Origin of the sequence: Cupriavidus sp. H39 (genome assembly GCF_050271075.1) — a bacterium.
In the GTDB taxonomy this organism is placed as follows: Bacteria; Pseudomonadota; Gammaproteobacteria; order Burkholderiales; family Burkholderiaceae; genus Cupriavidus; species Cupriavidus necator_B.
Genome location: NZ_CP189848.1, coordinates 2566474 through 2592595, shown reverse-complemented (window position 1 = coordinate 2592595; position 26122 = coordinate 2566474). Strand labels below are relative to the sequence as shown.

At 67.5% G+C, this 26122-nt stretch carries 26 protein-coding genes and 1 tRNA gene; 15 read left to right on the top strand and 12 right to left on the bottom strand.

What is annotated here, in order from left to right; all coding sequences use genetic code 11:
- Nucleotides 1-19: 19 nt before the first annotated feature.
- Both ACOCMH_RS27340 and ACOCMH_RS27335 read right to left on the bottom strand, forming a co-directional pair.
- Nucleotides 20-748, bottom strand: a complete 729-nt coding sequence (locus tag ACOCMH_RS27340) for a MotA/TolQ/ExbB proton channel family protein (RefSeq protein WP_427310307.1) — start codon at nt 746-748, stop codon at nt 20-22.
- Between the two features lie 61 nt (nt 749-809).
- Nucleotides 810-1469 (bottom strand): energy transducer TonB, encoded by a 660-nt coding sequence (locus ACOCMH_RS27335; protein ID WP_427310306.1) that lies wholly within the window; start codon nt 1467-1469, stop codon nt 810-812.
- Between the two features lie 476 nt (nt 1470-1945).
- Between ACOCMH_RS27335 and ACOCMH_RS27330 the strand changes: the two genes are divergently transcribed.
- Nucleotides 1946-4246: an AAA family ATPase gene (locus ACOCMH_RS27330; RefSeq protein WP_427310304.1), complete on the top strand. Its 2301-nt coding sequence runs from the start codon at nt 1946-1948 to the stop codon at nt 4244-4246.
- Between the two features lie 13 nt (nt 4247-4259).
- Here the strand turns inward: ACOCMH_RS27330 and murI are convergent, their stop codons facing one another.
- The 4 genes from murI to ACOCMH_RS27310 form a co-directional block, all read right to left on the bottom strand.
- Nucleotides 4260-5069 carry a glutamate racemase gene (gene murI / locus ACOCMH_RS27325; protein WP_427310302.1) on the bottom strand — a complete coding sequence of 270 codons (810 nt, stop codon included), beginning with the start codon at nt 5067-5069 and terminating at the stop codon, nt 4260-4262.
- A 168-nt stretch (nt 5070-5237) separates the two neighbouring features.
- Entirely contained in the window at nt 5238-6761 is a 1524-nt protein-coding gene (locus ACOCMH_RS27320; protein ID WP_427310301.1) for a fumarate hydratase, read from the bottom strand.
- 199 nt (nt 6762-6960) lie between these two features.
- On the bottom strand, nt 6961-7509 hold the full coding sequence (locus ACOCMH_RS27315) for a TIGR00645 family protein (protein ID WP_171517746.1): 549 nt from the start codon (nt 7507-7509) through the stop codon (nt 6961-6963).
- Between the two features lie 97 nt (nt 7510-7606).
- Entirely contained in the window at nt 7607-8566 is a 960-nt protein-coding gene (locus tag ACOCMH_RS27310) for a DMT family transporter (RefSeq protein ID WP_427310299.1), read from the bottom strand.
- Nucleotides 8567-8874: 308 nt separating this feature from the next.
- Between ACOCMH_RS27310 and acs the strand changes: the two genes are divergently transcribed.
- From acs to ACOCMH_RS27280, 6 genes are all read left to right on the top strand, one after another.
- A complete protein-coding gene (acs, locus tag ACOCMH_RS27305) occupies nt 8875-10857 on the top strand; it encodes an acetate--CoA ligase (RefSeq protein ID WP_427310297.1) in 1983 nt (660 codons plus the stop codon).
- Between the two features lie 113 nt (nt 10858-10970).
- Nucleotides 10971-13022, top strand: a complete 2052-nt coding sequence (locus ACOCMH_RS27300) for a VC_2705 family sodium/solute symporter (protein ID WP_427310295.1) — start codon at nt 10971-10973, stop codon at nt 13020-13022.
- 83 nt (nt 13023-13105) lie between these two features.
- Nucleotides 13106-13196, top strand: a tRNA-Ser gene (locus tag ACOCMH_RS27295).
- A gap of 138 nt (nt 13197-13334) precedes the next feature.
- Nucleotides 13335-13826 carry an N-acetyltransferase family protein gene (locus ACOCMH_RS27290; RefSeq protein ID WP_427310294.1) on the top strand — a complete coding sequence of 164 codons (492 nt, stop codon included), beginning with the start codon at nt 13335-13337 and terminating at the stop codon, nt 13824-13826.
- A gap of 119 nt (nt 13827-13945) precedes the next feature.
- Nucleotides 13946-14794: a D-amino acid aminotransferase gene (locus ACOCMH_RS27285; protein ID WP_427310292.1), complete on the top strand. Its 849-nt coding sequence runs from the start codon at nt 13946-13948 to the stop codon at nt 14792-14794.
- A 61-nt stretch (nt 14795-14855) separates the two neighbouring features.
- On the top strand, nt 14856-15128 hold the full coding sequence (locus ACOCMH_RS27280; protein WP_427310290.1) for a hypothetical protein: 273 nt from the start codon (nt 14856-14858) through the stop codon (nt 15126-15128).
- A 141-nt stretch (nt 15129-15269) separates the two neighbouring features.
- Here the strand turns inward: ACOCMH_RS27280 and ACOCMH_RS27275 are convergent, their stop codons facing one another.
- Both ACOCMH_RS27275 and ACOCMH_RS27270 read right to left on the bottom strand, forming a co-directional pair.
- A complete protein-coding gene (locus tag ACOCMH_RS27275) occupies nt 15270-16535 on the bottom strand; it encodes a diguanylate cyclase domain-containing protein (RefSeq protein WP_427310288.1) in 1266 nt (421 codons plus the stop codon).
- Complete coding sequence (locus tag ACOCMH_RS27270; protein ID WP_427310287.1) at nt 16532-17134, bottom strand: YfiR family protein; 603 nt, start codon at nt 17132-17134, stop codon at nt 16532-16534. Before ACOCMH_RS27270 ends, ACOCMH_RS27275 begins: the two co-directional genes overlap by 4 nt.
- Before the next feature lie 304 nt (nt 17135-17438).
- On the opposite strand from ACOCMH_RS27270, the gene ACOCMH_RS27265 reads away from it, so the two are divergent.
- The 6 genes from ACOCMH_RS27265 (at nt 17439) to ACOCMH_RS27240 (ending at nt 19900) form a co-directional block, all read left to right on the top strand.
- On the top strand, nt 17439-17900 hold the full coding sequence (locus tag ACOCMH_RS27265) for a CopD family protein (protein ID WP_427310285.1): 462 nt from the start codon (nt 17439-17441) through the stop codon (nt 17898-17900).
- 63 nt (nt 17901-17963) lie between these two features.
- A complete protein-coding gene (locus tag ACOCMH_RS27260; protein WP_427310283.1) occupies nt 17964-18368 on the top strand; it encodes a lysozyme inhibitor LprI family protein in 405 nt (134 codons plus the stop codon).
- A 67-nt stretch (nt 18369-18435) separates the two neighbouring features.
- A complete protein-coding gene (locus ACOCMH_RS27255; RefSeq protein ID WP_012353268.1) occupies nt 18436-18639 on the top strand; it encodes a hypothetical protein in 204 nt (67 codons plus the stop codon).
- A gap of 139 nt (nt 18640-18778) precedes the next feature.
- Nucleotides 18779-19195: a YXWGXW repeat-containing protein gene (locus tag ACOCMH_RS27250; RefSeq protein ID WP_427310281.1), complete on the top strand. Its 417-nt coding sequence runs from the start codon at nt 18779-18781 to the stop codon at nt 19193-19195.
- Nucleotides 19196-19308: 113 nt separating this feature from the next.
- A complete protein-coding gene (locus ACOCMH_RS27245; RefSeq protein WP_062800783.1) occupies nt 19309-19533 on the top strand; it encodes a hypothetical protein in 225 nt (74 codons plus the stop codon).
- 82 nt (nt 19534-19615) lie between these two features.
- The gene (locus ACOCMH_RS27240) at nt 19616-19900 is read left to right on the top strand and encodes a hypothetical protein (protein ID WP_171517905.1); all 285 of its coding nucleotides are present in this window, start codon (nt 19616-19618) and stop codon (nt 19898-19900) included.
- Between the two features lie 42 nt (nt 19901-19942).
- Here ACOCMH_RS27240 and ACOCMH_RS27235 read toward each other — a convergent pair whose 3' ends face one another.
- The 4 genes from ACOCMH_RS27235 to glpK form a co-directional block, all read right to left on the bottom strand.
- Nucleotides 19943-20320 carry a hypothetical protein gene (locus tag ACOCMH_RS27235; protein WP_171517904.1) on the bottom strand — a complete coding sequence of 126 codons (378 nt, stop codon included), beginning with the start codon at nt 20318-20320 and terminating at the stop codon, nt 19943-19945.
- An 80-nt stretch (nt 20321-20400) separates the two neighbouring features.
- The gene (locus ACOCMH_RS27230; protein ID WP_427310279.1) at nt 20401-20763 is read right to left on the bottom strand and encodes an MliC family protein; all 363 of its coding nucleotides are present in this window, start codon (nt 20761-20763) and stop codon (nt 20401-20403) included.
- An 87-nt stretch (nt 20764-20850) separates the two neighbouring features.
- On the bottom strand, nt 20851-22455 hold the full coding sequence (locus ACOCMH_RS27225; RefSeq protein ID WP_427310277.1) for a glycerol-3-phosphate dehydrogenase/oxidase: 1605 nt from the start codon (nt 22453-22455) through the stop codon (nt 20851-20853).
- A gap of 78 nt (nt 22456-22533) precedes the next feature.
- Nucleotides 22534-24105, bottom strand: a complete 1572-nt coding sequence (glpK, locus tag ACOCMH_RS27220; RefSeq protein WP_427310276.1) for a glycerol kinase GlpK — start codon at nt 24103-24105, stop codon at nt 22534-22536.
- A 56-nt stretch (nt 24106-24161) separates the two neighbouring features.
- On the opposite strand from glpK, the gene ACOCMH_RS27215 reads away from it, so the two are divergent.
- Both ACOCMH_RS27215 and purU read left to right on the top strand, forming a co-directional pair.
- The gene (locus ACOCMH_RS27215; RefSeq protein WP_427310274.1) at nt 24162-25073 is read left to right on the top strand and encodes a DUF4743 domain-containing protein; all 912 of its coding nucleotides are present in this window, start codon (nt 24162-24164) and stop codon (nt 25071-25073) included.
- Nucleotides 25074-25193: 120 nt separating this feature from the next.
- Nucleotides 25194-26060: a formyltetrahydrofolate deformylase gene (purU, locus tag ACOCMH_RS27210; RefSeq protein WP_427310272.1), complete on the top strand. Its 867-nt coding sequence runs from the start codon at nt 25194-25196 to the stop codon at nt 26058-26060.
- Nucleotides 26061-26122: the final 62 nt, after the last annotated feature.

The following is a 26122-nucleotide window of genomic DNA, read 5'->3' as shown; positions in this document are numbered from 1 at the left end:
TGACTTCCTTGCTAGCGGTTTAGCGCTGTGCCGCGGCCAGGCGCACGGTGCCGTCCTCGGCGCGGGCGCCGGTGGGGCGTACGCGCGCGCCGGTGACGAAGTAGGCGTGCAGGTCGTGGGCAAAGCGGTTGAGCTTCGAGATGACCGACTTGTTGCCGCGGGTGAGGGCGTTATAGCCCAGCACGGCGGGGATTGCCACGGCCAAGCCGAAGGCGGTCATGATCAGCGCCTCGCCCACCGGGCCGGCAACCTTGTCGATGGTCGGCACGCCCGAAGCGCCGATGCCGATCAGCGCGTGGTAGATGCCCCACACGGTGCCGAACAGGCCGACGAACGGCGCGGTCGAGCCCACCGACGCCAGCACGGCCAGGCCCGACTGCATGCGCGCCACCGATTCATCGATGGAGCTCTTCAGCGAGCGGGTCAGCCAGTCGGAGATATCCATCACGTCGTGCAGTTGCGGCTGGCTGGCGCGATGGTGCTGGGCGGCTTCCTTGCCGGCGATGGCGAGCGTGCGGAAGGGGTTGGCTTCGCCGGCGCCCAGGGTTTCCAGCGCGTGGTCGAAATCGTCCGAGTGCCAGAAGCGCTTTTCCGCGCCTTGCGCCATCTTCTTCAGGCGCACCAGATCCCACGCCTTGGTCAGGATCACGATCCATGAGGCGAGCGACATGATCAGCAGAATGATGGCGGTCGCACGCATGACGAAGTCGCCTTGCGACCAGAGGTGGGTGAGTCCGAGGTCCTGCATGTGTTGGTTCCTGTGAGTTCGCTTGGTTTAGGTCAGATCCGAGATCGGAAATCGGGGACGCTCAATTCAGTTCAAAGCCGATCGGCTGCTGCGCCGTGACGGCGACGGCGCGGCCGTTGTCCAGGTAAGGCTTGCAGCGCATCGCCTGCACCGCTTCCACCGCGGCCTGGTCAAGCCGCGACGAGCCGCTCGATGAGACCACTGCAGTCTTCACGACCTTGCCGCTTTCGTCGGTGGTCAGCCGTACCACGGCCTTGCCGGTCTCGCCCATGCGGCGTGACTGCGAAGGATACTTCGGTTGCGGCGGCGTGCACTGGATTTCGCCGATGCCGACTGCGCGCGGCGCGGCGGAGACCGGTGCCGGCGCCGGCTCGGGCGGTGCCGGTGGTGCTGGCGAGGCGGGCGGGGCTTCCGGTGCGGACGGCGTCGGCGGCAGGTCGGCCACCGGCTGCGGCGCCGGCTTGGGCTGAGGCGGCGTCGGCTTGGGCGTAGTCACCTTGACCTGCTTTGGCGGCGGGGTTTCCTGCTTGGGTTGGGGTTTGGGCGGCTCGGGCGGGGCTTCCTGCCTGGGCAGTTCCAGCGGGATGATGCGCGCGACGATTTCCGGCGCGATCACGGCCTCGGTGAGCTTGCGGCCCAGGCCGCTCTGGATGAGGTAAAGCAGGCCGACGTGGAACAGCAGTACGGCAAGCGTAATCTTGAAGAAGCGTTGATCGAACATGTGTCAACAACAAAAGTCTGCCGGCGGCGGCACCGCAGCGGCTGTGCGCCGTCACTTGCGATAAAACAGGATCAGCGAGATGCCGCAACCGACCAGCAGGCTAAGCAGCAATTCCATGATAAACGCTCCTTCAACAGGGTTGCCGTGGGAGCGCTACTCTGGGGCAGCGTGTCAGCTGCTGAGTATAAACGATAATGATTCTTATTTGTTGTGATTTGTGCGTCGCAACTGGAATTTTCTGCCCTGGCACGTTATACCGGCAAGTCCAGACCTACATCGGGAGCGAGAAGAGTTCGTGCATGCCCGCTGGCGCCGCGCACCGCGTTTCCGTGCCCCAGGTCACCATTACGGGCACCGGTTGCGCGCAGGCGTGCGCGTAGCGCGGGAAAGCGCGCTAGCATAGAAAGACACTGCAGACGCGGCGGTGCGCCTGTCGCGGCCCCGCCATTGCGCATCGCCCGCTCGGGGACTCGTCCATGGACTTCACACGTTTTGCTGAAGATGACCGATCGACGCTTCTGCGCTCCATGCATGGCGTATCGTCGAGTTCGGCGCTGGACTGGATGTGCGCCCAGTTTGCCTTGCGCGTGGTCTGCGCGCTGGGACCGCGCTTCAACCTGCGCAGCAATATCAACGACGTCCTGACTGTCAGCGCGCAGGAGATGGTGTGGCCCTACGGCGTGGTGCTGCGCGTGCAGCGCTTCCTGGCCGCGCGCTGTGCCGACATGCCGGCCTGGAAGGGCGCCTCGCGCTTGACCCCGGAGGAATTCCTGGACCGCCACGGCCAGTGGAACAGCGCCTTCGATGAAAGCGCGCTGTTCTATTACCTCGACGAGTACGTCAAGCACCACGCCAAGGACATGTTCGCCGTGTTCGATGCGTCGGCCGCGGCGATCGCCGAGCGGCTGGAGGGCGAGCGTGTGCTGCTGGTGCGCAATATCGACATGCTCAGCCACGTGCTGGACCTGCCCGACCACGAGCGCAAGCTGCTGCTGTATGCGGCGCTGGCCAAGTACAAGCGCGACTTGCGCGCGGTGATGGTCGACTGCAAGGTAGCGCACAGCCAGGAGGCGTTCCAGATCCTGGCGGGCCTGACAGGCGCCGGCGCGGCTGACGTGGCGGCGTCGCTGCGGCCCGGCTCGCGGCTGGAGACGCTGAACCTGATCGAGCAGCCGCTGCCGGAAAACAGCGTGACTGACCTGGGCGACCTGATGCGGTTGTCGGACCGGCTGCTGCACGTGCTGCTCGGCAACTACGCCAACGAGGCCGAGATGATGGCGGTATTCACCCGCCCGGCCGCGCCGCCCACGCTGACCACCGCCGACTATCCGCATGTGGAGACCGACGCGCGCTACCTGCGCGCGCTGCTGGCCAATGCCACGCGCCAGCACGCCAGCGGTGTCAATGTGCTGATCTACGGCCCGCCGGGCACGGGCAAGACCGAATTCGCCCGGCTGCTGGCGCGCGAGGCGGGCTGCGAGCTGTATGAGGTCGATTGCCTGGATCGCGACGGCAACAGCCTGTCGGGCAAGGACCGCTACCGCTCGCTGCAGGTGTCGCAGGCGTTCCTGCGCGGGCGCGCCCATACCGCGCTGCTGTTCGACGAAGTGGAAGACGTGTTTCCCGGCACGGGGCGCGAGCTGATGAGCCTGTTCGGCCAGGAAGATACGCGCGCGTCAGTCAATGGCAAGGCCTGGGTCAACCAGACGCTCGAGCAGAATCCCGTGCCGGTGATCTGGATTTCCAATTCGATCCGGCAGATTGACCCGGCGTACCTGCGCCGCTTCCAGTTCCACCTCGAGCTGAAGATCCCGCCGCCGCTGGTGCGCGAGAACATCATCCGCAAGCATTTGGGCGGGCTGGATGTCAGCGATGCCTTTATCACCGGCCTGGCCGGGCGCAAGACGCTGACCCCGGCGCAGGTGCAATCGGCGGCGCGCTTTGTCGAACTGGCGCGGCCGAACGTGGAAGAGCCGGTGGAGGCGCTGATCCTGCGCCAGCTCGAGCATGCCGACCGCGCCATGGGCCTGCGCCCCGAGGCCGAGGCGCGCCCGGTGGTCACGCACTACCGGCTGGAGAACCTGCACCTGGAGACCCGCTACGAGGTGGTCAAGATCGTCGACGCGCTGCGCGTGCGCCAGCGCGGCACGCTGTGCTTCTATGGCCCGCCCGGCACCGGCAAGACCGCGCTGGCCGAGCATATCGCGGCCGAGCTGGACCTGCCGCTGATGATCCGGCGCGCCTCGGACCTGATGAGCAAGTACGTGGGCGAGACCGAGCAGCAGATCGCCGCGATGTTTGCGCGTGCGGAAGAGGACGGGGCGGTGCTACTGCTGGACGAGGCCGACAGCTTCATGCAGAGCCGCCAGCAGGCGGTGCGCAACTACGAGATCTCCGAGGTCAACGAGATGCTGCAGGGCATGGAGCGCTTCAACGGCATCTTCATCTGCACCACCAACCTGTTCGACCGCATCGACGAGGCCGCGCTGCGCCGCTTCTCGTTCAAGATCCGCTTCCTCGCGCTCAAGCCCGCGCAACGCGTGGCGATGTTTGTCGACGAGGCGCTCGATGGCGATGCCGCCGGCCTGACCGACGCCATGCGCAGCGACCTGGGCGCGATGGATTGCCTGACGCCTGGCGACTTTGCCACGGTCAAGCGTCAGTGCGTGCTGCTGGGCGAGGCGCTGACGCCGGATGAATTCCTGGCGCAACTGCGCCAGGAGCATGCGATCAAGCCCGAGGTGCGCGAGCACCGGCCGCTGGGCTTCCTGCGCTGACGGCAGGCGCCGGTCAGAACGCCGGCGCCGGTTCGATCACCACGGTTTCGGCGTCGGCTTGCACCTGCAGCAGCGTCGCCACCATCGCGCGCAGGTGCGCGGCGTCCTTGGTGGAGAGAAAGCGATCGCGCCGCGCAGTCCCGGGCGGGGCCGCCAGCGCATGCTCGGAGAGCTTGCGCGCGAGCTGGCGCGCGACCGCGCTGCCGGTATCGACCAGCGCCAGCCGATTGCCGGCAATGGCGCGGATGGCGCCTGCCAGAAAGGGATAATGGGTGCAGCCCAGCACCAGGGTATCGGCGCCGGCTTCCAGCATGGGCGCGAGATAGGCTTCCAGGCGCTCGCGCACGGTGGGTCCGTCGATCTCGCCTTGTTCGACCAGCGTCACCAGTCCCAGCCCGGCCTGGCACAGGAAGCGGCTTTCGCTGTCCAGCGATGCCAGCAGCCGCGCGAACTTCGCGCTCTTGAGGGTATTGGCGGTTGCCAATACGCCGACCACCTTGCTGCGGCTGGCCGCGGCGGCGGGCTTCAGGCCAGGTTCGACGCCGATGATCGGCACCGGCAGCCGCTCGCGCAGCAAGGCCACGGCATGGCCGGTGGCGGTATTGCAGGCGACCACCAGCGCCTTGCAGCCCTGGCCGATCATCCACTCGCAGGCCTGCAGCGTGCGCGCTTCGACAAAATGCTCGGGTTTTTCGCCGTAGGGCGCGTACTTCGAGTCGGCGAGGTACAGCAGCGGCTCATGCGGCAGCAGGGCGCGGATCTCGCGCAGCACCGACAAGCCGCCGAGGCCGGAATCGAAGACGCCGATGGGTGCGGGGTTCACGTAGGCGGACGGGAAGGAGGGATGGTTCCCCTCTCCCGCCTGGCGGGAGAGGGGCCGGGGGTGAGGGCGGGAGCCACTACGAAGTAAAGGCCGTCGCCGTTGCCAGCGCCGGCCCTCACCCCCAACCCCTCTCCCGCAAGCGGGAGAGGGGAGTATTGCTTGGGTCGGTTACAGCGCCGCCACCGGAATCTTGCCGATCTTGGCCTGCCATTCGGCGGGGCCGGTCTTGTGCACCGAGGTGCCTTCGCTGTCCACGGCAACCGTGACCGGCATGTCCTTGACGTCGAACTCGTAGATCGCTTCCATGCCCAGGTCTTCAAAGCCGACCACCCTGGCTTCCTTGATCGCCTTGGCCACCAGGTAGGCGGCGCCGCCGACGGCCATCAGGTAGGCCGACTTGTGCTTCTTGATCGCTTCGATCGCCACCGGGCCGCGCTCGGCCTTGCCGATCATCGAGATCAGGCCGGTTTCGGCCAGCATCATCTCGGTGAACTTGTCCATGCGCGTGGCAGTGGTGGGACCGGCCGGGCCGACGGCTTCGTCGCGCACCGGATCGACCGGGCCGACGTAATAGATCACGCGGTTCTTGAAGTCCACCGGCAGCTTCTCGCCCTTGGCCAGCATGTCGGCGATGCGCTTGTGCGCGGCGTCGCGGCCGGTCAGCATCTTGCCATTGAGCAGCAGGGTCTGGCCCGGCTTCCACGAAGCGACTTCTTCCGGCGTCAGCGTGTTCAGGTCGACGCGCTTGGAGGTTTCGGTGTTCGGCGCCCACTCGACCTTCGGCCATTGCGACAGGTCCGGCGCTTCCAGCTTGGCCGGGCCGCTGCCGTCCAGCGTGAAGTGCACGTGGCGGGTGGCGGCGCAGTTCGGGATCATCGCCACCGGCTTGGACGCCGCGTGCGTCGGGCAGGCCATGATCTTGACGTCCAGCACGGTCGCCAGGCCGCCCAGGCCCTGGGCGCCGATGCCGAGCGCGTTGACCTTCTCGTACAGCTCGACGCGCAGTTCCTCGATCCAGTCCTTCGGGCCGCGGGCGATGATGTCCTGGATGTCGATCGATTCCATCAGCGATTCCTTGGCCATCACCATCGCCTTCTCGGCGGTGCCGCCGATGCCGATGCCCAGCATGCCCGGCGGGCACCAGCCGGCGCCCATGGTCGGCACGGTCTTCAGCACCCAGTCGACGATCGAGTCCGACGGGTTCAGCATCACGAACTTGGACTTGTTCTCCGAACCGCCGCCCTTGGCAGCGACCTGGATGTCGACGGTGTTGCCCGGCACCACTTCATAGTGGATCACGGCCGGGGTGTTGTCCTTGGTGTTCTTGCGGCCGCCTTCGGGCGGGCTGACGATCGACGCGCGCAGCACGTTGTCCGGGTGCGTATAACCGCGGCGCACGCCCTCGTTGATCATGTCGGTCAGGCCCATGGTGGCGCCGTCCCACCGCACATCCATGCCGACCTTGACGAACACCGTGACGATGCCGGTGTCCTGGCAGATCGGGCGCTTGCCTTCCGCGCACATGCGGCTGTTGGTCAGGATCTGCGCGATCGCGTCCTTGGCCGCCGGGCTCTGCTCCAGCTCATAGGCGCGGCCCAGGCTGGTGATGTAGTCCATCGGATGGTAGTAGCTGATGTACTGCAGCGAGTCGGCGACGCTCTGGATGAGGTCTTCTTGCTTGATGACTGTCATTTTGTGGGGGTGGGCAGCGGTGAAACACAGCCCGAAATCATACACTGTGCGGCGGCGCTCTGCCGGGCTGCATACATCCGTCCACAGCCACTAATGTGCGGCAAGCGCCGCTGGCGGTGGTCGCGCCGGCCCAAAAGCAAAAACCGCGGCACATGGCCGCGGTCGGAATAAAGCAGGCCGGCTGGCCACGCAAGCGCGCTCAGTGCTTGCCGTGCGCGCCGGCGGGATGGGTGACCATGCGGTCCACCCATGCCATTGCCACCGCCGACAGCAGGAATGCGAGGTGGATCGCCACCTGCCACATGATGGTATGTGTGGTGCGTTGCTCGGCGTCGATAAAGGTCTTGAGCAGGTGGATCGACGAGATGCCGATCAGTGCCATCGACAGCTTGACCTTCAGCACGCCGGCGTTGACGTGGTCGAGCCATTCGGGCTCGTCGGGATGGTTGTCGATGCCAAGCCGCGAGACGAAGGTTTCGTAGCCGCCGACGATCACCATGATCAGCAGGTTGGAGATCATCACCACGTCGATCAGGCCCAGCACCACCAGCATGATCTTGTTCTCGTCAAACTCGGTCACATGCGCAAGCAGATGCCAGACTTCGATCAGGAAGTGGTAGACGTAGACGCCCTGGGCCACGATCAGGCCCAGGTACAGCGGCAGTTGCAGCCAGCGCGACGCGAAGATGATGCTCGGGATCGGCCGCAGGGTTTGGGGCTGCGGTGTGGGAATCGGGTTGGAAGCCATGGCGGGGCGGGGTCGGCGAGTTGAAAATCGGCGTGGATTGTACCAAGCGACCATGGCAACGCTGTGTTACCGGCGGTAACCGTTGACGTCGCAGCAGTCAGGCCCGGGCGCCCGGATCCGCGCCCGCCGCCTTGCCGCGCCACGCGCCGCGCGTCATCCGGCCCGGCCGGCTGGCCAGCACGATCCCCGCCAGCACGCACGCCAGCGCCACGCCGTGCGGCCAGCCCGGCTGTTCACCCAGGAAGATGATGCCGTAGGTGGCCGCTGCCACCGGCAGCACCGAGGTGAAGACTCCGGCCAGTTGCGCCGGCACATGGCGGATGCCCTTCATCCACAGCCAGAATGAGAACACGCTGGCCGACAGCGCGTACCACAGCACCATCAGCCAGGTCTGCGCCGGCACCGCGGCGGCATCGAAGCTCAGCAGCGGGACCAGCCCCAGCGGCAGCATCAGCAGTCCGCCGATCAGGTGCGTGTAGGCACAGATCTCGATGGCGGCCAGTGTCTGCGTGAGCCGGCGCGACAGGATCACGTAGATCGACTCGCACACCACCGCGCCCATGATCATCAGGTTGCCCAGCCATGCCCGGCTCCCTGCGCCGGCACCGTGGTCATCGCCGCGGGCGATATTGAGCACGGCAAGGCCGGCCACCGCGAGCAGCACCGACACGACCGTGCGCCGCGACAGCCGTTCGCGCAGCAGCAGCCAGGACAGCAGCGCCACGGTGGCGGGGATGGTGCTGGTGATCACGCCGGCGGCCATGGCGCTGGTCAGGCGCACGCCATTGAGCATCAGCAGCGTAAACAGGAAGGTGCCGAAGAACGCCTGCAGGAACAGGTTCAGCCATTCCCCGCGCGAAACCCGGCGCATGCGCGCGGGCCGGTACCAGGGTGCCAGGCAGACGATGGCAATGACAAAGCGCAGCAGCGCGAACAGCAGCACCGGCACATGCGCGATGATCGACTTGCCGAGGCCGACGTTGCTGCCGACCAGCGCCATCGAGGCGATCAGGCACAGCACGTAGACGGGAGCGAAAACAGGAGCGTTGGCGGGCACGGGTACTTGCCTCGGATGTTCCCGTCAGCAGGCCGGCGGGATGCACTGGCAAGTGTCCGGGCTGGTTGGCGCGACGGCGGTGCGGCAAGGGCAAGCGTCGCGTTCAGGTATCAGGCTCGCGGCATTATAGCTGTGCTAGCCTAATGGAGAAGGCTGCACTTTCGCGGCGCGCGCCCCGATTATTCCCGCTGCATTGCAACAAGTTGCAGCGTCCGGTTTTGCCGGTGCCGGGATTTATCGTCAGGTTTAAGTAAGCCGTCCGGCGTAACGTGGCAGCCAAAGCCAGTCCAAAATCAGGAGACCAGTCCATGTCCGCCATCGAATCGGTGATGCAGGAGCATCGCGTGTTCAACCCGCCGGAGGCGTTTGCCAGCCGGGCCGCCATCCCCAGCATGGAGGCCTACCAGGCCCTGTGCGACGAGGCCGAACGCGACTACGAGGGCTTCTGGGCCCGTTACGCCCGCGAATTGCTGCACTGGAACAAGCCCTTCACCAAGGTGCTGGACGAGAGCAACGCACCGTTCTACAAGTGGTTCGAAGACGGCGAGCTCAACGCCTCGTACAACTGCCTGGACCGCAACCTGCAGAATGGCAATGCCGACAAGGTCGCGATCGTGTTCGAGGCCGACGACGGCACGGTGAGCCGTGTCACCTACCGCGAACTGCACGGCAAGGTGTGCCGCTTCGCCAACGGGCTGAAGTCGCTTGGCATCAAGAAGGGCGACCGTGTGGTGATCTACATGCCGATGTCGGTCGAGGGCGTGGTCGCGATGCAGGCCTGCGCGCGGCTGGGCGCGACGCACTCGGTGGTGTTCGGCGGCTTCTCGGCCAAGTCGCTGCAGGAGCGGCTGGTCGACGTCGGCGCGGTGGCGCTGATCACCGCCGACGAGCAGATGCGCGGCGGCAAGGCCTTGCCGCTGAAGGCCATCGCCGACGACGCGCTGGCGCTGGGCGGCTGCGAGGCGGTCAAGCACGTGATCGTCTACCGCCGCACCGGCGGCAACGTCGGCTGGACCGAAGGCCGCGACCGCTGGATGGAAGACGTCAGCGCCAACCAGCCCGATACCTGCGAAGCGGAGCCCGTCAGCGCCGAGCACCCGCTGTTCGTGCTCTACACCTCGGGCTCCACCGGCAAGCCCAAGGGCGTGCAGCACAGCACCGGCGGCTACCTGCTGTGGGCGCTGATGACGATGAAATGGACCTTCGACATCAAGCCCGACGACCTGTTCTGGTGTACCGCCGATATCGGCTGGGTCACCGGCCACACCTATATTGCCTACGGTCCGCTGGCCGCCGGCGCTACCCAGGTGGTGTTCGAAGGCGTGCCGACCTACCCGAACGCCGGCCGCTTCTGGGACATGATCGCGCGCCACAAGGTCAGCATCTTCTACACCGCGCCGACCGCGATCCGCTCGCTGATCAAGGCCGCCGAGGCCGACGAGAAGATCCATCCGAAGCAGTACGACCTGTCCAGCCTGCGCCTGCTCGGCACGGTCGGCGAGCCGATCAATCCGGAAGCGTGGATGTGGTACTACAAGAACATCGGCAACGAGCGCTGCCCGATCGTCGATACCTTCTGGCAGACCGAGACCGGCGGCCACATGATCACGCCGTTGCCGGGCGCGACGCCGCTGGTGCCGGGTTCGTGCACGCTGCCGCTGCCCGGCATCATGGCGGCCATCGTCGACGAGACCGGACAGGACGTGCCCAACGGCAGCGGTGGCATCCTGGTGGTCAAGCGCCCGTGGCCGGCGATGATCCGCACCATCTGGGGCGACCCTGAGCGCTTCAAGAAGAGCTACTTCCCCGAGGAGCTCGGCGGCAAGCTCTACCTCGCCGGCGATGGCTCGATCCGCGACAAGGACACCGGCTACTTCACCATCATGGGCCGCATCGACGACGTGCTGAACGTGTCGGGCCACCGCATGGGCACGATGGAAATCGAGTCGGCGCTGGTGGCCAACCCGCTGGTGGCCGAGGCCGCGGTGGTAGGCCGCCCCGACGACATGACCGGCGAGGCCATCTGCGCCTTCGTCGTTCTCAAGCGCTCGCGTCCGACTGGCGACGAAGCCGTGAAGATCGCCACCGAGCTGCGCAACTGGGTCGGCAAGGAGATCGGCCCGATCGCCAAGCCGAAGGACATCCGCTTTGGCGACAACCTGCCCAAGACGCGCTCGGGCAAGATCATGCGCCGCCTGCTGCGTTCGCTGGCCAAGGGCGAAGCGATTACGCAAGACACCTCGACGCTGGAGAACCCTGCCATCCTCGAGCAGCTCAAGCAGACGCAGTAATCCGGCGAGAACCCGGCAAGCCGGACCTGGCCGAATCCTGAACCCGCCGCCGCGCACCCGCGCGCCGGCGGGTTTGTTACGATAGCTTCCCACCGATCACGGACTGTCCCCTCATGCCCGAAGCCCAGGCGCGCTTTCGCCGACGGTTGCTGCTGTACTACGGCCTGTTCACGCTGGGGCTGTTCGGCTTCGTGGGCATGATGGGGTTGCTGGAACGCTCCAACGCCGATGCGCTGTGGCTCGGCTACGTGTTCCTGTTCATCACCATCGCGATCTATGCCTGCATCGGGCTGATCTGCCGTACCTCGGACCTCAACGAGTACTACGTCGCCTCGCGGCGCGTGCCGGCGCTGTTCAACGGCATGGCGATTGCTGCCGACTGGATGAGCGCGGCGTCGTTCATCGGCCTGGCCGGCATCCTGTTTTCCTCCGGCTACGAAGGGCTGGCCTACGTGATGGGGTGGACCGGCGGCTACTGCCTGGTGGCCTTCCTGCTCGCGCCATACCTGCGCAAGTACGGCGGCTACACCATCCCCGACTTCCTCGCGGCGCGCTACGGCAACGGCAAGCCCGGCGGCAACCTGCCGGTGCGCGCCATCGCGGTGCTGGCCGCCTCGCTTTGCTCGTTCGTCTACCTGGTGGCGCAGATCCAGGGCGTGGGGCTGGTGGTGACGCGCTTCATCGGCGTCGAGTTTGCCGTCGGCATCTTCTTCGGGCTGGCGGGCATCCTGGTCTGCTCCTTCCTTGGCGGCATGCGTGCGGTCACGTGGACGCAGGTGGCGCAGTACATCATGATGATCGTGGCGTTCCTGGTCACGGTCTCGATGATCGCGTGGAAGCATCACCAGGAACCGCTGCCGCAGCTGAGCTACGGCTCGCTGCTGACGCAACTGGATGCCCGTGAACAGCAACTGGAGCGCGAGCCGGCCGAGCAGGCGGTGCGCGAATACTACCGGCAGCAGGCCATCCTGCTGCAGGAGCGCATCGCCCGCTTGCCGGCTTCCTTCGCGCAGGAACGCGACGCGCTGGACGCGCGCCTGCAGGACCTGCGCACCCGCAATGCGCCGCTGCGCGAGATCAAGGCGCTCGAGCGCGAACGCCTGGAATTTCCGCGCGACGCCGCAGCCGCGCAGCAGCAATGGCACCAGCAGCGCGAAGAGGCGCTGGCCCGCAGCCGCCATTCGATGTCGTCCACCGAACCCTATCCCGCGGCCTCCGAGCAGGAGCGCAAGACCAAGCGACTCAATTTCGTGCTGCTGGTGTTCTGCCTGATGGTGGGCACCGCCAGCCTGCCGCACATCCTGACGCGGCTCTACACCACGCCTTCAGTCAGGGAAACGCGCAATTCCGTGGCTTGGGCCGTATTCTGCATCGCCTTGCTCTATGTCTCGGCGCCCACGCTGGCGGCGCTGGTCAAATACGAGTTCTTCGAGCACCTGGTCGGCACCTCGTACGCCGAACTGCCGCAATGGGTGGTGCAATGGCGCAAGGTCGATCCACCGGTGTTCGGCATCCGCGACGTCAACGGCGACGGCATCGTGCAATGGGCCGAGATCCTGCTGCAGCCCGACATGATCGTGCTGGCCGCGCCGGAAATCGCCGGACTGCCCTACGTCATCTCCGGGCTGATCGCCGCCGGGGCGCTGGCCGCCGCGCTGTCCACCGCGGACGGGTTGCTGCTGACCATCGCCAACGCGCTTTCGCACGACGTCTTCTATCACATGGTCGACCGCCAGGCGAGCCACCAGCGGCGCGTCACCACCGCCAAGATCGTGCTGCTGGCGGTGGCGCTGTTCGCCTCGTACGTCACATCGCTGCGGCCCGGCAACATCCTGTTCCTGGTCGGCGCAGCCTTTTCGCTCGCCGCCTCCAGCTTCTTCCCGGTCCTGATCCTCGGCATCTTCTGGCGCCGCACCACCGCCGCCGGCGCCGTCGCCGGCATGGTCGCCGGGCTCGGCGTGGCGGTGTACTACATCTTCGTCAACTATCCCTTCTTCACGCGCATGACCGGCATCTTCGGCAACCGCTGGTTCGGCGTCGATCCGATCGCCTCCGGCGCCTTCGGGGTCCCGGCCGGCTTCGCGGTGGCGATCGTGGTCAGCCTGCTGACGCCGCGCAACGCGCCGGTGATTGACAGGCTGGTGACCTACCTGCGCAAGGGGTAGGGCGGTGCCGTGGCACGTAGCGCCCGATCCGGCGACGAAGCACTGGATTCGCCGGGCAACTCTGCTATAATCTCGGACTTCCCGGAGAGATGGATGAGTGGTTTAAGTCGCACGCCTGGAAAGCGTGTATGGGTTAATAGCCCATCGGGGGTTCGAATCCCCCTCTCTCCGCCAGAACACTGTGCAATGCCCTGCAAAGCCGCCCGTTGTCCGGGCGGCTTTTTCGTTTCCAGTCTCTGCGGCACGTCAACTGGCTTCGCCCCAGCCCCCAGCACTGCCGATTCATTCCCACTCCCGGGTATGCTCTCGGGCATGCATACAGTCGCCAGCCAATTCGAAATCCGCCCCGCCTTGCCCTCAGATGCGCAAGCCGTGGAAGCTATCCTCACCGACACCTACCTCGGCACCTGGAAACCGCAGCTGACTCCCGCTGCCGCAGCGGCCTTCGAACAGCAAGGCAAAACCCGCAGCTACGTCGCAGCACGTTTGCATGAGTTCCGGGTCGCCTGCGTGGACGGTGTGCCAGCCGCCATGGTGGATTGGGAAAACAATTTCATCTGGGCGCTGCATGTCGGCCGGGCATGGCAGCGGATGGGCTTGGGCGGGGCGCTGCTCGCGCATGCAGAAGCCGAGATTGCCCGCGCCGGGCATCGCGAGGCGAGGCTCGAGACGGATACGTTCAACCAGCAGAGCCGTGCTTTCTATCGGCGCCAGGGCTATGCCGAGATCGATTTCTATCCCGATGAAAGCTGGGACAGCGGCTTTACCACAGTGCTGTTGTCCAAAGCGCTGGCGCCGGTCTGAGAGGCCGAGCCGCTTCGCCAATTAGGGGCGCTTCTCCCGCGTCATGCGCAGATTGCATGACCTTGCTGGGCCGACCGTGAAAGAATCAGGCATCTCTTCGAACTGCCCGAATGCCTCTCATGTCCGACCCCATCGTCCACCTCAACGGCACCCTGACCCCGCTCTCCGAAGCCCGCATCCCCGTTCTCGACCGCGGCTTTATCTTCGGCGACGGCATCTATGAGGTCATCCCGTACTACCACGGCAAGCCGTTCCGCGGCGCGCAGCACCTGGCCCGCCTGCACCGGAGCCTGGAGGGCATCGGCATTCCCGACCCGTACAGCGCCGCGCAGTGGCTGGAGCGTGTCGGCGAGGTGGTGCAGGCCAATGGCTTGTCGGATCAACTGGTCTATATCCAGGTGACACGCGGCGTGGCCAGGCGCACGCATGCGTTCCCGAAGGAGGTGGTGCCGACGGTGCTGATCATGACCAATCCGATGGCGTTGCCGTCGGCGCAGATGGTTGAGCAGGGGGTTGCGTGCGTGACCATGGAGGACCGGCGCTGGCTGAATTGCCAGATCAAGTCGACGTCGCTGCTCGGCAACGTGCTGGCGGCGCAGCATGCGGTGGAGCAGGGCGTGACCGAGGCGATCCAGTTCCGTGACGGCTGGCTGACCGAGGCGTCGGCGTCCAACGTGTGGGTGGTGCGCGATGGCCGCGTGGCGGCGCCGCCGAAAGACAACCTGATCCTGGAGGGCATCCGCTACGGCTTCATGGAGGAGATCTGCGCCGCGATGGACATTGCGCTGGAGTCGCGCCGGATCGCCAGGGACGAGGTGTTCGCCGCTGATGAGGTGCTGCTGTCGTCGGCCAGCAAGGAGTTGCTGCCGGTGGTCAGCATCGATGGGCGCCAGGTCGGCAAGGGGGTTCCGGGGCCGGTGTTCGCGCGCCTGTACGCGGCTTACCAGGCGGCCAAGGCGGCGTTGTAAGCGCCTGCAAGGCGCTCCCGGCGCGTGCTACGATGCATCGGGATTCAGCCAGGAGTCAGTCATGGCCAAGCGTGAGCGCGGCCGGCGTGCCTTGCAGGACGAGGTCAGCCGGCGTATCCAGCAGATCGATGAAATCGGCGAAGACGGCGCCAACATCCGGGTGCCGTCGCCGCAGCCGCATCCGCGCGATGCACGCGGCCGCAACTGGGACATGGCCTTCGACAATCTGCACGGCTACGCCGCCAGTGTGCGCGCGGCGGTCGACAAGGTGCGCGACGAGTTCGACCTGAACGAGGCGCTGGAGAACCGCGCGCCCAATCCCTTCGGCGACTGAACCGCCGCTACTCTACCGAAACGATGATGGCGACGCGCCGGTTCTCGGCGCGTCCTGCCGCGCCAAGCATGACGGCCCCCAGCCAGGACTTCCAGCGGAATCTGTAATCGGGCAGAAGACGACCTGCAAACATGTGGGTTCTCACTGCGTGACGTCCAGGCGTGGCTCGGCGCTTTGCCAGATGCCGCCGGAGCGCCGCTTGGCGCCGTACATGGCGGCGTCGGCGGCGTGCAGCAGGGCCTGGCTGCCTTGCGCGTGGACCGGGAAGACGGCCAGCCCGATACTGAGCGAGGCCTGCACCGAGCTGCCGTCGGGCAGGTCGATGGGGCAGGCCATCGCCTGCAGGATATGCTCGGCGATCTGGATGGCATCGCCCGGCGCGCGCAGCGCGGTGGCCAGTACCGCGAATTCGTCGCCGCCGATGCGCGCCACGGTGTCGCGGCCACGCAGGCTGGCGCGCATGCGCTGCGCTACTGCGACCAGCACTGCGTCGCCGGCGGCATGGCCGTGGCGATCGTTGACGTGCTTGAATTCGTCGCTGTCGAGATACAGCACCGCGGCATATTCATCGTTGGCGGCGGCGTGGCGCACGGCGTGCTCCAGCGCTTCGACGAACGCGGCGCGGTTCAGCAGCCCGGTCAGGGCATCGTGGTTGGCGCGGTGGGCGAGCGAGCGGTTCTCGTGCTGCATCTGGTTCTGCCAGGTCTGCAGTTCGTCGAGCAGGCCGTTGAAATCCTCGCTCAGGGCATTCAGTTCAGCAATGCTGGCCGGCGGCGTGCGCTGGGCGAAATCGCGCTGGGAACGCACCGCATGCGCCACCCGCATCAGGTTGCGCAGCGGCTCGATGATCTGCACCAGCAGCCGGCTGGCCAGGTAGTGGGCGCCAACAGCGGTCAGCAGCAGGCAGGCCAGCAGACCCAGCGCGCCGCGCAGCAGAAAATGCAGCAGATTGCGCGGGTCGCCACTGACGCGCAGCATCCCCACTGGCTGTGCCTGGTGCAGGATGGGCTGCTCGACCGCTCCCGTGCCCAGCCATTCGACCAGCGCGTGGCGCAGGCCGGTCAGCGGCGCCTGGCCGGGGCGCTGCCATTCCGCCAGGACATGGTGGTCGCGGTCATAGACGGTGGCGCGGGCGATGTCTTCCGAGGCCGCGATCGCGGCCAGGGTTTCGGCGGTGGCCGCCTGGTCGCGGAACACCACCGGCGCTTCCAGCGTGTAGGCGATCGAGCGCGCCACCAGCCGCACGTTGTGGTCGGCGTAGACGCGTAGCGCGGTGACGCCGATCGCGGTCAACGCCAGGCCGGCCGTGCATACCGCGATCAGCGCCACGCCCAGGTGGATACGGCGCAGCACGCTGTAGAGGGTGGGGCGCGCGCCAGGCCCGCGCACCGGCTGGGGCTCCCTCATGATGGCGCTCCCTTGCGGCGGCCGAGCTGCAGCACGGCGGGGTGCATGTGCACGCCGCTGCGGGCGACGGTATCGAGGTTGACGCGGAACGAGACCTGGTTGTCGCGGATGTTGAGGCAGAACATGCTGCCCACCTCGCACTCGAAGTCTTCTTCGGCGATGACTAGCACTGGGCGGCCGGTCAGTTCGGCCGACAGGCGTTTGCGGCGCGCTTCGTTCATGGCGCCCATGTACAGCGCATCGCACGCCGGGTGCAGCATGTCGGCCAGTACGTCGACCTGTCGGGTCTGCATAGTGCGGCCATTGGCGAGCGTGCCGCCTTCCTTGAGCCGGGCCGCATAGCGGCTGGCGGTATCCACGCACAGCCGCACCGGATCGCGCTCCACCGGCCAGCGCGCGTAGCCGAGCAGGCTGATGACCACGCGCGCGACAAGGTCGGCCCGCTGCGGCGCAGGCTGCGCGGTCACCGCGGGCGGCACCATGGCCGGCAGCACCGCCAGCGTCACGGCAAGCAGCAGGGCGGTGAGGCCACGGCGCAGCAGCGGTCGTGCTCGGGTAGCGGGCGCGGTCGGAGGAGGGCTGGCTGGGGCGGGCGCCATGGTCTCGAAGGAAGGGGGCGGAGCGGCTGGTTGCGCAGGTGGGGTATGGCCGCGGCTATTGTCTGGGGCCGGGTTCCGGGCGGTCAAGCGCCAGGTATCGCGGTGGATGGGCCTGAAATAAGCGGCACGAGTGGTCTTCTGCGATGACCGGCTCGTGGCGCGGCGTGATTCGAAATGTTTATCGGTCCGGTGTTGCTTTCCTGAAGCCCGACGTAGAACCGTTGCGTGTTTGCCAGGCTTCGCGGTGGCGGGCACAACACTTAGAATGTGTCCATCGCCCCTACGCGCCTTGCCGCCTGCCGCCATGATCATCGACCCGCTTATGCGCTTGCTGCACCTGACCGGCGTTGCCGTCTGGGTCGGCGGCATGTTCTTCGCCTACCTGTGCCTGCGGCCGGTGGCCGGCACGCTGCTGGAGCCGCCGCCGCGGCTGCGCCTGTGGCGCGGCGTGTTTGCCCGGTTTTTCCCCTGGGTGTGGGCGTCGGTGGTTGCGATCCTGATGAGCGGTGGCGCGATGATGGCGGCGGTGGGAATGGCCGGCGCACCACGCAACTGGCACCTGATGCTGGGCATCGGCGTCGTCATGGCAGGCATTTTTTGCTACGTATGGTTCGGTCCCTACCGGGCGCTGGGCCGGGCCGTGGATGCGCAGGACTGGCCGGCCGCCGGTGCCGCGCTGAACCGCATCCGGCAGGCGGTGGGGACCAACCTGGTGCTCGGGCTGGTCAATATCGCCGTGGCGACGCTGGGCCGCTGGCTCGCCTGACCGTACCCGCACCACCCCGAAGTCCGATTCGTCTTGTCACAACCACGCAAACGGAGAGCTGCTATGCGCGTTCTCGCATGTGTTGCCGTCGTCGGCCTGGCCGTGGCGGTCCTCCCCGCCGGCGCCGCCGAAAATGGCGGTCTGAGCGCCGACTATGAGCGCTGCATCGGCAAGGCCGCGTCGACCGCCGACATGCTCAACTGTGCCGCACTGGAATCGCGGGTCCAGGACGCCGCGCTGAACACTGCTTACCAGTCGCTGCTGCGACGGCTGGAGGCGCCGCGCACCGGGCTGTTGCGGGTGGCGCAGCGGGCCTGGCTCGAGTACCGCCAGGCCAATTGCGCTTTTGTGTCCAATCCGGGCGGCGGCAGCGCCGCGCGCGTGGCCGGCGCGACCTGCATGCTGGAGATGACCGCCGCGCGGGTGCGCGAATTGCGCGCCTTTGCCACCGAGGCCGCCGGCCGGTGAGCTTGCGGGCCTTGTGCTAGAGTTGCCTGACCCCTGTGCTGCGGCACGTCTCAACCGGAGATGGATCATGGCCAATGAATCGCGCCACAACCTGAAGGCTTTCGTGCAGACCGCACCCCAGGCGGGGCGCTATGTGTGGGTCATCGCGCTGGTGGATTTCGGCGCGCAGCAGGTCCGGCGCGCCATCGTGTCAGACGATACCTTCACCACCTCCGATGCCGCGCGGGTTGCCGGCGAGGCTCAGCTCAAGGCGATGGCCGAGGATCACTAGCGGCGCCTGCGCGCAAGCGGGGCTTGCACCGGAGTGTTGCGTTCCGGCACCCGTGACCGCCCCGACATCGATTCTTGCCTTGCCGGAGGCTTACGGCGCACTAGACTATGGGCATGTTCCTCCACAAGATAGGACTCTCATGACAGATTGCGTGCGCCGTCCGGCCAGGGCCCTGCTGCTGGCAGCGATGCTCGGTTCCGGCCTGGCCTTCAGTGCGGCCTCGATGGCCCAGGTGTCAGTCAACATCGCCATTGGTGTTCCGCCGCCGGCGCCCATCTACGAGGCCGTGCCCGCGCCGCGCGCCGGCTACGTCTGGGTGCCGGGCTACTGGGACTGGGACGATCATTACCGCAAACACGCCTGGAAGAAGGGCCGCTGGGAGCGTGAGCGCCCCGGCTATGTCTATGAGTCGCCGCGCTGGATCCAGTCGCGCGACGGCTGGGTGCTGGTGCCGGGCCGCTGGGATCAGGGCGGGTACAAGGGCACCAAGAACAAGGGCCACAAGGACCAGGGCAGCCATTGCCCGCCCGGCCACGCCAAGAAGGGCGAGTGCTGACCGGTCCGCGGCCCGGCGCCGTGCGGTGACGCCGGGCGTCCCTGCCATGCTACGATCCCCGCCATGACACCCGCGCCCGCGCGGCGCATCGGCAGCGGATCCCGGAGGTAGCGATGGCAAGGCACGTCTTCACGCGCGCGCAGTATCTCGACATCCTCAATGACAGCCTGCGCAAGCATCCCGGCTGGCAGCCCGGCATGGCTTTCGTGTTCCTGCCGCCAGGCGCCGATGCCAGCCAGGCCACGGCAGTGGGCTGCACCGGCCCGATGGACGCCATTCCGGTTTATGCGGAAATCCAGCGGGTGGCGGCCGAGCTGATTGAAGTCAGCGACGCATGACCGAGACCATTAACGCCCGCGGAGCGTGTGCCGGCCCGCGGGTGCGTACAATACCGGCCTCTACAGACTTTCGGATATTGCCGTGAAGAAAACGGACCTGGAAAAAAACAAGGGCCTGAAGATCGCCAACAGCCTGAAGCAGGCGGCGGCAGGGCGGGGCGGCATTCCCGGTGCCGAGGCGCGCCCGGACCGGCGCGAGCAGCGCCGGTTGGACCAGGAGCAAGGTCTGGTGCCGTTCGCGTGCAAGCTCGACGGCACCCTGGTGAAGCGCCTGCAGGCGCTTGCCGCCAACCACCCGGGCGGCATGACCGGCCTGCTCAATGAAGTGCTGGCCGGCGCGCTGCCGCCGGAGCAGGGCCAGGCCTGAGCCTCGCGCGGCCGCCGCGCCGCCGTTGGCCTGGGTCTTGCCTCAGTCCTCTTCCTCGTCGAGGAATTCGCGGCGCAGCATCCAGTTGGCGATGGCTTCGTCGCAGATGCGCTTGAACTTCTGCTTGTCCGGCATCTTGTCGAACAACTGGAAGTTGACCAGCGCCATGCCGGCATCGGTGATGTAGAACATGCGGCTCGGGTCGTCATCATGGACGATGCGGCCGTCGATGGCGTCTTCTTCGCTTTCCGCCGGCATGTCCTCCAGCTCGACCACGCGGCAGGTGAAGCGCGGGCTGCGGGTGTGGGTCAGATACTCGAACTCGTCGTGCATGACCTCGCCGCCCTTGCCTGCGATCACGGCGAAGCCCCAGATAAAGCGGGGCATCGGCAGATCGGACAGATCTTCAATCTCGTCCATGGTGTTCTCCCTGATTCAATCCCCGCATTATCGCCCGGAACGCCGCGGCTTCAAACGTTGACGTGGCGTGACCCTGCCGTTTACGGCGCGGCGTGGCAGTTGGCCAGCACGGGCGCGGCGGTTTCCGCCTGCATCAGGTCGCGCAGCGTGCCGGTCTCGCCCTTGGTCCACCATTCGTAGCGGCCGCCGACATAGCGCGCGCCGGACGCCGACACCGTGCTGACCGCCAGCAACGGCTTGCCTTCGATGCGGAACACCGCGGCCTGGTTGTCCGGGCTGTTGAAATAGCGCACCGCCAGCGTCTTGCCGCCGTCGCACTGGTAGCGCATGGTGCGCACCTCGGGAAAGCGCACACCATCGATGCCCGGCGCGCGGGCAGCGTGGGCCGTGGCGCTGGCACAGAGGACGGCCAGCAAGGCAGCGATGCGGGTACGGGACAGCATCAAGCGATCGGGCATGGCATGGCAGGTTCAAAAGTTGGTGTCAGGGAGCGATGCAGCCGTATCGGGCAGCGTGTCTCCAGCAAGCCATCAGGCAAGCATATAGCCGGCGGCAAGCGCGCGGAAACTCTCCACTTCGCGGGCTTGCCAGGCGTCGTCTTCGCCAAGTTCCTCGGCCAGGATCGCGGCCACTGCCGGTGCCGCATCGACGGCCGCGCGCGCGTCCAGGAACAGCGCACGGTTGCGGCGCGCCAGCACGTCCTCGACCCGGCGCGCCAGCTCATGCCGGGCGGCAAAACGCACATGGGCCTCGGTCAGGCCCGATGCGCCCGCGATCATGCGGTCGTGTCCCGGCAATGCGCGCAGCAGGCCCAGCTCGTTGCCGTAGTAGCGGTCCGGCGAACCCGAATCCGGCAGCGGCAGGTCGGCGGGCAATCCGGCGGCGCCGTGCAGCGGCAGCTCCGCGGTCACGCACGGCGCCGCGCACACCATCTGGCGCTGGATCGCGGTCTCGATCACGTCTTCGGCCATCTTGCGGTAGGTGGTCCATTTGCCTCCGGTGACGGTGATCAGCCCAGCCCTGGACACCAGGATGGTATGTTCGCGCGACAGCGAAGCGGTGGAGGCTTCGCCGGTGGCCCGCACCAGCGGCCGCAGGCCGGCCCAGACGCTGGTGACGTCGGCGCGGGTGGGGTCCTTGGCCAGGTAGCGCGACGCTGTTTCCAGGATGAAATCGACATCGTCGGCGCCGGCGTCGGGCTCCAGCGGCAGGTCGCGGCGCGGCGTGTCGGTGGTGCCGACGATGGTGTGCCCGTTCCAGGGCACCACGAACAGCACCCGCCCGTCGTCGGTCTTGGGGATCAGGATGGCGCGCTCCCCCGGCAGGAAGCTGCGCGGCAGCGTCAGGTGCACGCCCTGGCTGGGCGCGACCATGGTGCGGGCATGCCCGTCTTCCATCTGGCGGATGGCATCGACCCACACCCCGGTGGCGTTGATCACGCAATCCGCGCGCAGCCGGAAGGTGGCGCCGCCCAGTGCGTCCTGCACCGTCACGCCGCTGATCACGCCGCCTTGCTGGCTCAGGCCGGTCGCGCGCATGTAGTTGAGCGCGGTGCCGCCCACGTCGAACAGGGTCCGCATCAGCGCCACCGCCAGCCGGGCATCGTCGAACTGGCCGTCGAAGTACAGGTTGCCGCCGCGCAGCGGACGCCCGCCGACGTGTTCGGCCAGGTTGGGCGCGGCGGCCAGCACTTCGCGGTGGTTCAGCCAGCGGCTGCCGGACAGGTTGCGGTTGCCGGCCAGCATGTCATAGAGCTTGAGGCCGATGCCGTAGAAGGGCTGGTCGAACATCTGGTAGGCCGGCACCACGAAGCCCAGCGGCCACACCAGATGCGGCGCGTTGCGGGCCAGCAGGCCGCGCTCGTGCAGCGCCTCGCGCACCAGGCTGATATTGCCCTGGGCGAGGTAGCGCACGCCGCCGTGCACCAGCTTGGTGGCCTTGCTCGAGGTGCCCTTGGCAAAGTCCGCGGCTTCGACCAGCAGCGTGCGGTAGCCGCGCGAGGCGGCATCGACCGCCGTGCCGAGGCCGGTGGCGCCGCCGCCGATGACGATCACGTCCCAGCGCGGCTCGCGCTCCAGGGTGGCGAGCAGGGCGGCGCGGCTGGGCGGCTGGATCGGGGTGGGAAGGCTGTGCATGACGCTGGTGTGTGGTGTGTGCTGGCTGAGGTGTTCAGTTGCCCGCGTGGTCCGCGGGACGGGTTTGACGGGCCGGAATCAGCCGTGGCCGCCGCCGGCGTCGTCCTCGCGGGCCCAGTCGCGCGCGCGCTCGACCGCGCGGTGCCAGCGCGCGAGCCGGTGGCCGCGCGCATCGGCCGACAGGTTCGGCTCGAAGCGCCGCTCGACCTGCCATTGCTGCGCGATCTGCACCGGGTCGCTCCAGTAGCCGGTGGCCAGGCCAGCCAGGTAGGCGGCACCCAGCGCGGTGGTCTCGGTCACGCGCGGGCGCACCACCGGGGTGCCGAGCAGGTCGGCCTGCATCTGCATCAGCAGGTCGCTGCGCGAGGCGCCGCCGTCCACGCGCAGCTCGGCCAGCGCGATGCCGGCGTCCTTCTGCATGGCCTCGAGCACATCCACGCTTTGCAGCGCGATCGATTCCAGCGCCGCGCGCGCGATCTGCGGCCGGCCGGTGCCGCGCGTCATGCCGACCAGGGTGCCGCGTGCAAAGGCGTCCCAGTGCGGCGCGCCCAGCCCGGCAAAGGCCGGCACCAGCACCACGCCACCGGTATCGTCGCACTGGCGCGCCAGGGCCTCGGCCTCGGGCGCGCTGTTGATGATCTTGAGGCCGTCGCGCAGCCACTGGATGGTGGCCCCACCCATGAACACGCCGCCTTCGAGGCAATACTGGGTCTGGCCGCGGTACTGCCAGCCAATGGTGGTCAGCAGCCGGTTGCGCGAGGCGACCGGCTGCGCCCCGGTATTCATCAGCAGGAAGCAGCCGGTGCCATAGGTGTTCTTGGCCATGCCGGGCACCAGGCAGGCCTGGCCGAAGGTGGCCGCCTGCTGGTCGCCGGCGATGCCGGCAATCGGGATCGGCATGCCAAACAGCCGCGCCGAGGTGCGCGCGACCTCGCCGCTGGAGGCCACCACCTCGGGCAGCAGCGCGTGCGGGATGTCGAGCAGCGCCAGCAGCGCGTCGTCCCACGCGAAGCTGTGGATGTTGAACAGCATCGTGCGCGAGGCATTGGACACGTCGGTGACATGGCGCGCGCCGTCGGTCAGTTGCCAGATCAGCCAGCTGTCGACGGTGCCGAAGGCCAGTTCGCCGCGCTGCGCGCGCGCCCGCGCGCCTTCGATGTTGTCGAGCATCCAGCGCAGCTTGGTGCCGGAAAAATAGGCGTCGACGATCAGGCCGGTCTTCTCGCGGAACAGCTCGCCGTGGCCGGCGGCCTGCAGCGCCTCGCACATCGGCGCGGTGCGGCGGTCCTGCCAGACCAGCGCGCGGCCGACCGGCTCGCCGGTCTTGCGGTCCCACAGCAAGGTGGTCTCGCGCTGGTTGGTGATGCCGATGGCGCGCACCTGCGACGCGGCGATGTCGGCCTCGGCCAGCACCTGGTGCGCCACCGCCAGCTGCGACTGCCAGATCTCGTAGGGATCGTGCTCGACATGGCCGGGATGTGGGTAATATTGGCGGAACTCGCGCTGTGCCAGGCGCACCACGTTGCCGGCATGGTCGAACAGGATGGCGCGCGAGCTGCTGGTGCCCTGGTCGAGCGCCAGCACGTATTGCGGCTTGGCGGGAAGCTGGGACGCGGCAGGGCGCTGGTCCTGCGCGGCGGGCTGGTTCATGCGTTCGATCCTGACAATGACACTGCGCGCCGGCGTGGCCGGTGCAGGGAATGCTGATGGCTGAAATGTCTTTCTTGCTGGCCGCGGCTGCCGCCGGTGGGTTTGCCGGTGGATTTTCCGACGATCCTGCGGCGCGGATCGCCGCCTCGCTGGCGGCGCGCAGCGGCTTCAATGCCGCCGCCAAGCTGCGCCTGATGGCCGGCAGCCGGCAGGTCGGCTGGCTGCCGCGCATGCATGCCGGCATCCTGCGCGGCCTCGGCGCCGTGCTTGGCCCGGAGCAGCCGCTCGCCGATGGCTCCGTGGCCGTGGCGCTGCTGCCGGGCTGCGGCGATTTCGAGGCGCGCAGCGCCGCATTGCAGACCCTGTCCCGCCAGCTGGCCGACGCCGGCCATGTGCGCGGCTGGCGCGACGAACTGTTCGCGGTGACCCCCGCGCTGGACGCGCCCGCGGTCGCGGTGGTCGAACGCGCCGCAGCGCGCTTCCTGGGCCTGCTGACCTTTGCTTCGCACATGAACGGCATCGTCGACGGCGCGGCGGGCGGGCCGCCGGCGCTGTGGATCTCGCGCCGCAGCGCGGCGAAGGCCGTCGACCCCGGCATGTGGGACAACCTGGTGGCCGGCGGCATGCCCCACGGCAGCGACCCGCTGGCGACACTGGTGCGCGAGTGCGAGGAAGAGTCCGGCATCCCGCCTGCGCTGGCGCAGGGCGTGCAGGCGCACGGCATGATCGAGGTACTGCGCGACCTGCCCGAAGGCGTGCAGTGGGAGCAGGTCTACGTCTATGATCTGCTGCTGCCGCCGGGCTTCACCCCGCGCAACCAGGACGGCGAGGTCAGCGAGCACCGGCGCGTCGAGGTGGCGCCATTGCTTGCTATCATGTCGGCCGGCGCCATGACGGTCGATGCGACACTGGTGACGCTGGATGCCCTTTGCCGGCGTGGCTGGCTCAGCGCCGGCCAACACGATTGAGCCGCCGCGGGGTCCATCGCCGCTCGTCCCGGGTTTGCCCGCCGTACTGACCATTGCACTGACCGAGCCCACCTGGCTTCCCCGGCCCTGCGCCGCGCCATCCCGACCGAACCACACACCATGAGCAACACCGGATTCATCCTGACCCTCTCGTGCCCTGACCAGCCGGGCATCGTCCACGCCGTCTCGGGCCTGCTGTTCCAGCACGGCTGCAATATCGTCGATTCCGACCAGTACGGTGACGAGTACGCCGGCCGCTTCTTCATGCGCGTGCATTTCACGCCGGCCGCCGGTGGGCCTGACCTGGCCACGCTGAAGGCCGCGTTCGCGCCGGTGGGCGACCAGTTCGGCATGCAATGGGAGCTGAACGATGCCGCGGTCAAGCCGCGCGTGATGATCATGGTGTCCAGGATCGGCCACTGCCTGAACGACTTGCTGTTCCGGGCCAAGGTCGGCGGGCTGCCGGTGGAGATCGCGGCGATCGTCTCGAATCACCGCGACTTCTACCAGCTGGCGGCTTCGTACGACGTGCCGTTCTTCCACCTGCCGCTGATGAACGCGTCGGCGGAGCAGAAGGCCGCGCAGGAAGCGCGCGTCTTCGACGTGGTGCAGGAGCAGAACATCGACCTGGTGGTGCTGGCGCGCTACATGCAGGTGCTGTCCGACGACCTGTGCCGCAAGCTGGCCGGCCGCGCGATCAATATCCACCATTCGTTCCTGCCCAGCTTCAAGGGCGCCAAGCCGTACTACCAGGCGCACGACCGCGGCGTGAAGCTGATCGGCGCCACCGCGCACTATGTCACCGCCGACCTCGACGAAGGCCCGATCATCGAGCAGGAAATCGAGCGCGTGGACCACAGCATGGACCCGGAGCAACTGACCGCCGTCGGCCGCGACGTCGAATGCGTGGCACTGGCGCGCGCGGTCAAGTGGCATGCCGAACACCGCATCCTGCTGAACGGCCACAAGACCGTAGTGTTCAAGTAGTTCCTTGCCCGACCCTTGATTTTCTCCCCTCGCCCGCTTGCGGGAGAGGGGCCGGGGGAGAG